Genomic DNA, 4,001 nt, shown 5'->3' on the forward strand with positions numbered 1-4,001 from the left:
GACGAGCCGTCCCATCGGCTGGCGGGCGTCCAGGGCGGCGCGTTCGGCCGCGGGGTCCTCGGCCCGTGCGAGCAGCCGGCCGATCCAGGGGGTTTCGGCCGTGCCGGGGTTGACGCAGTTGACGCGGATCCCCTCGCGGACGTGGTCGGCGGCCATGGCGAGGGTGAGGGCGAGCACGGCCCCCTTGCTCGCGCCGTACAGGGCCCGCCGCGGCAGCCCGGCGGTGGCCGCCACCGAGCAGGTGTGGGTGACCGACACGGCACCCGGCCGGTCCACCGCCGCCCGGCGCAGATGGGGCAGGGCGTGGCGGGCGGTGCGGACCATGCCGACGACGTTGACGTCCAGGACCCGGGCCCACTCCTGGTCGTCGTTGTCCTCGACCGTGCCGGCGGCGCCGATCCCGGCGTTGGAGACGAGGGTGTGCAGAGCGCCCAGTTCGCCGGCGGCCCGCCGGACCCCGGCACGGACCGCGGCGTCGTCGCTCACGTCGGCCTCGATCGCCAGCGCCCCGCCGGGGGCCCCCTTCGTCTCCCGGTCGAGCACGGCGACGCGCGCGCCGCGGGCGAGCAGGAGCGCCGCCACCGCGGCACCGATACCGGAGGCGCCGCCCGTCACGAGTGCGGACAGTCCGTCGAAGTCCTGCGTACCGGTCATCGGTCGGTCTCCTCAGGGGTGCGGCGGGCCCGCCAGACGGGGCCCTCGGGGTAGCGGTGGGCGGCGAGCGAAGCGGGGAGCATCCGGGCGGAGAATCCCGGGGCGCGCGGGGCGACGTAGCGCCCCGCCTTGATGACGACCGGGTCGGCGAAGTGCTCGTGGAGGTGGTCGACGTACTCGACGACCCGGTCCTCCCGGGTGCCGGAGACGGCCACGTAGTCGAACATCGCGAGGTGCTGGACCAGTTCGCACAGGCCGACGCCGCCGGCGTGCGGGCAGACGGGGACGCCGTACTTGGCGGCGAGCAGCAGGACCGCGAGGTTCTCGTTGACCCCGGCGACCCGGGCCGCGTCGATCTGGACGAAGTCGGTCGCGCCCGCCTGGAGCAGCTGCTTGAACACGACGCGGTTGGCGGCGTGTTCGCCGGTGGCCACCTTGACCGGCTGGCCGGCGCGCACCGCGGCGTGGCCGAGTACGTCGTCGGGGCTGGTCGGTTCCTCGATCCAGTACGGGTCGTAGGGCGCGAGCGCGGTCATCCACGCCACGGCCTCGGCCACGTCCCAGCGCTGGTTGGCGTCGACCGCGATCCGGATGTCCGGGCCGACGGCCTCGCGCGCCAGCGACAGCCTGCGGACGTCGTCCTCGACCGTGCCGCCGACCTTCAGCTTGATCTGGCCGAACCCGTCCGCGACGGCCTCTCTGGCGAGCCGTACGAGCTTGTCGTCGTCGTACCCCAGCCAGCCCGGGGAGGTGGTGTACGCCGGGTAGCCCTCGGCCAGCAGCCGCTCGGTGCGCTCCGCGCGGCCCGGCTCGGCCGCGCGGAGGAGGGCGAGCGCCTCCTCGGGGGTGAGGGCGTCGGTGAGGTGGCGGAAGTCGACCAGGGAGACCAGTTCCTCAGGTGTCATCCCGGCGAGGAACCGCCAGACGGGCTGCCCGGCCAGTTTCGCCGCGAGGTCCCAGGCGGCGTTCAGGACCGCACCGGCCGCCATGTGCGTCACGCCCTTCTCGGGCCCCAGCCACCTCAGTTGGGAGTCGCGGGTGAGCTCGCGGTACAGGGCGCCGAGCGCGGCGGCGGTACGGGGGACGGGACGCCCCAGCAGGTAGGGGCGCAGCGCCTCGATGGCGGTGGCCATGATCTCGTTGCCGCGCCCGATGGTGAAGCAGAAGCCGTGCCCTTCGGGGGCCGACGCCTCCCGGGCGCCGGCTCCGTGCGCGGTGCGGGGTGCGTCCGTGCGCAGGACGACGTAGGCGGCGGAGTAGTCGGGGTCGGGGTTCATGGCGTCCGAGCCGTCGAGCTGCTCCGAGGTGGGGAACCGGATGTCGTGGACCTCGAAGCCCGTGACGGTCTGACTCATGAGCGCCCCCTGCGCATAACATCGGATCTCTTCCGGGTCATCCGATGTATATCCCCGTTACCCTCGATCAGTCCAGAGCCTGAGTCGATTCCGCCTCCTTTCCCAGGGAACAGCTCGGATGAATGGGGCGCTTGCACGGTTCACTCATCGGCGCAAACGCACTGCGGCAGGAGAGCGGGGAAGCCGTAAGGTTGGTGCGTACGCAAGGGAACTTCGGAAGGAGGCCTGGGTGATCGAGCTCGAGGGGGTACCCGAGCTGATCGACCCGGTCATGGTGGCCGCGTTCGAAGGCTGGAACGACGCCGGTGACGCCGCCTCCACAGCGGTCGGACATCTGAACCGGGAATGGAAGGGCGAGGTCTTCGCGGCGCTCGACGCCGAGGACTACTACGACTTCCAGGTCAACCGGCCCACGGTGTTCATGGAGGGCGGGTCACGCAAGATCACGTGGCCGACGACGCGCCTGTCCGTGGTCCGGGTCGGCGGCGAGAAGCCGCGTGACCTGGTCCTGGTCCGGGGCATCGAACCGTCGATGCGCTGGCGTTCGTTCTGCAACGAGATCCTGGGGTTCGCCCATGAACTCGGCGTCGAGATGGTCGTCATCCTGGGGGCGCTGCTCGGCGACACCCCGCACACCAGGCCGGTCCCGGTCAGCGGGGTCACGTCCGATCCGGACCTGGCCCGGACGATGGACCTGGAGGAGACGAGGTACGAGGGCCCGACCGGCATCGTCGGCATCCTCCAGGAGGCCTGCACCCACGCGGGCGTGCCCGCGGTGAGCCTCTGGGCGGCGGTGCCGCACTACGTGTCGCAGCCGCCGAACCCGAAGGCGACGCTGGCGCTGCTGAACCGGCTGGAGGACCTGCTCGGCCTGCGCATCCCGCTGGGCGAGCTGCCCGAGGACGCCCGGGCCTGGCAGCTCGGCGTCGACCAGCTGGCCGCCGAGGACAGCGAGGTGGCGGAGTACGTGCAGACACTGGAGGAGGCGCGGGACACCGCCGAGCTGCCCGAGGCGTCGGGCGAGGCCATCGCCCGGGAGTTCGAGCGGTATCTGCGGCGCCGTGACGTCGGCGGCCCGGGACAGGCGCCCGGCGGCCACGCCACGGAGACCGGCGACGCCTCTCCCTACCTGCGGGACACCGCCGGTGAGCGGACGAGGCCGCCCCGCCCGCAGCGGCCGGAGAAGGGGCGCCCCGGGGGCACCCGGCCGGACGCCGGGAGCGCCAAGGACGACGACGCCCCCGAGGACCCGTCCGGTGGGCCGGCCGGTGAGGGGCCGGACGACGAGGCCCCGCCCGCCGGCTGACACGGCGCCAGACGGCGGGAAAGCGGCCCCGGACCTCGTCGAGAGGTCCGGGGCCGGCTGCGTTCGGGCGGGTTTCGAGGGCGGTGCTACAGCGCGACGCCCAGCAGGGCGTCGACGGTGCGCGACACGAGACCGGGCGCGCCCTCGTCCGTACCGCCGCCGGAGGTCTGCCGTGCGGCCCAGCGGTCCACGGCGGCCAGTGCGGCCGGGGAGTCCAGGTCGTCGGCGAGGGCCGCACGCACCTCGTCGACCAGCGCGTCGGCGGACAGCCCGTCGGGCCGGGAGACGGCCGCCCGCCACCGGGCGAGGCGTTCGACGGCGTCGGCGAGCACCTGGTCGGTCCACTCCCAGTCGGAGCGGTAGTGGTGGGCGAGCAGTGCGAGCCGGATCGCCGCGGGGTCGACGCCGTCGCGGCGCAGCGCGGAGACGAAGACCAGGTTGCCTTTGGACTTGGACATCTTCTCGCCGTCCAGGCCGACCATGCCGGCGTGCACGTACGCGCGGGCGAAGGGGTACTCGCCGGTCAGCGCCTGGGCGTGCGACGCACCCATCTCGTGGTGCGGGAAGGCCAGGTCGGACCCGCCGCCCTGGACGTCGAAGCCCATGCCGAGGTGGTCCAGGGCGATGGCCACGCACTCGATGTGCCAGCCGGGCCGGCCGGACCCGAGGCGCCCGCCCTCCCAGCT

4 protein-coding genes are annotated in these 4,001 nt (G+C 73.6%); 1 reads left to right on the forward strand and 3 read right to left on the reverse strand.

All coding sequences use genetic code 11. The annotated features are described in order from the left end of the window. Both IH13_RS0124535 and IH13_RS0124540 read right to left on the reverse strand, forming a co-directional pair. Positions 1–654: SDR family NAD(P)-dependent oxidoreductase (locus tag IH13_RS0124535; protein WP_031087910.1), on the reverse strand; the 654-nt coding region annotated here is incomplete at its 3' end. Then, positions 651–2,009, reverse strand: a complete 1,359-nt coding sequence (locus tag IH13_RS0124540) for an enolase C-terminal domain-like protein (RefSeq protein WP_031087912.1) — start codon at positions 2,007–2,009, stop codon at positions 651–653. The genes IH13_RS0124535 and IH13_RS0124540, both read right to left, overlap by 4 nt. 229 nt (positions 2,010–2,238) lie before the next feature. On the opposite strand from IH13_RS0124540, the gene IH13_RS0124545 reads away from it, so the two are divergent. After that, positions 2,239–3,315, forward strand: a complete 1,077-nt coding sequence (locus tag IH13_RS0124545; RefSeq protein ID WP_051835912.1) for a PAC2 family protein — start codon at positions 2,239–2,241, stop codon at positions 3,313–3,315. An 86-nt stretch (positions 3,316–3,401) separates the two neighbouring features. Here the strand turns inward: IH13_RS0124545 and IH13_RS0124550 are convergent. Continuing rightward, positions 3,402–4,001, reverse strand: a 600-nt coding sequence (locus IH13_RS0124550) for a class I tRNA ligase family protein (RefSeq protein ID WP_031087916.1), incomplete at its 5' end; no start/stop codon positions are given.

This window comes from Streptomyces sp. NRRL WC-3549 (assembly GCF_000721935.1).
Classification (GTDB): Bacteria; Actinomycetota; Actinomycetes; order Streptomycetales; family Streptomycetaceae; genus Streptomyces.

Coding starts and splice junctions, on each gene's coding strand:
- IH13_RS0124540 (WP_031087912.1), bottom strand. CDS start 2,009: ATGAGTCAGACCGTCACGGGCTTCGAGGTCCACGACATCCGGTTCCCC.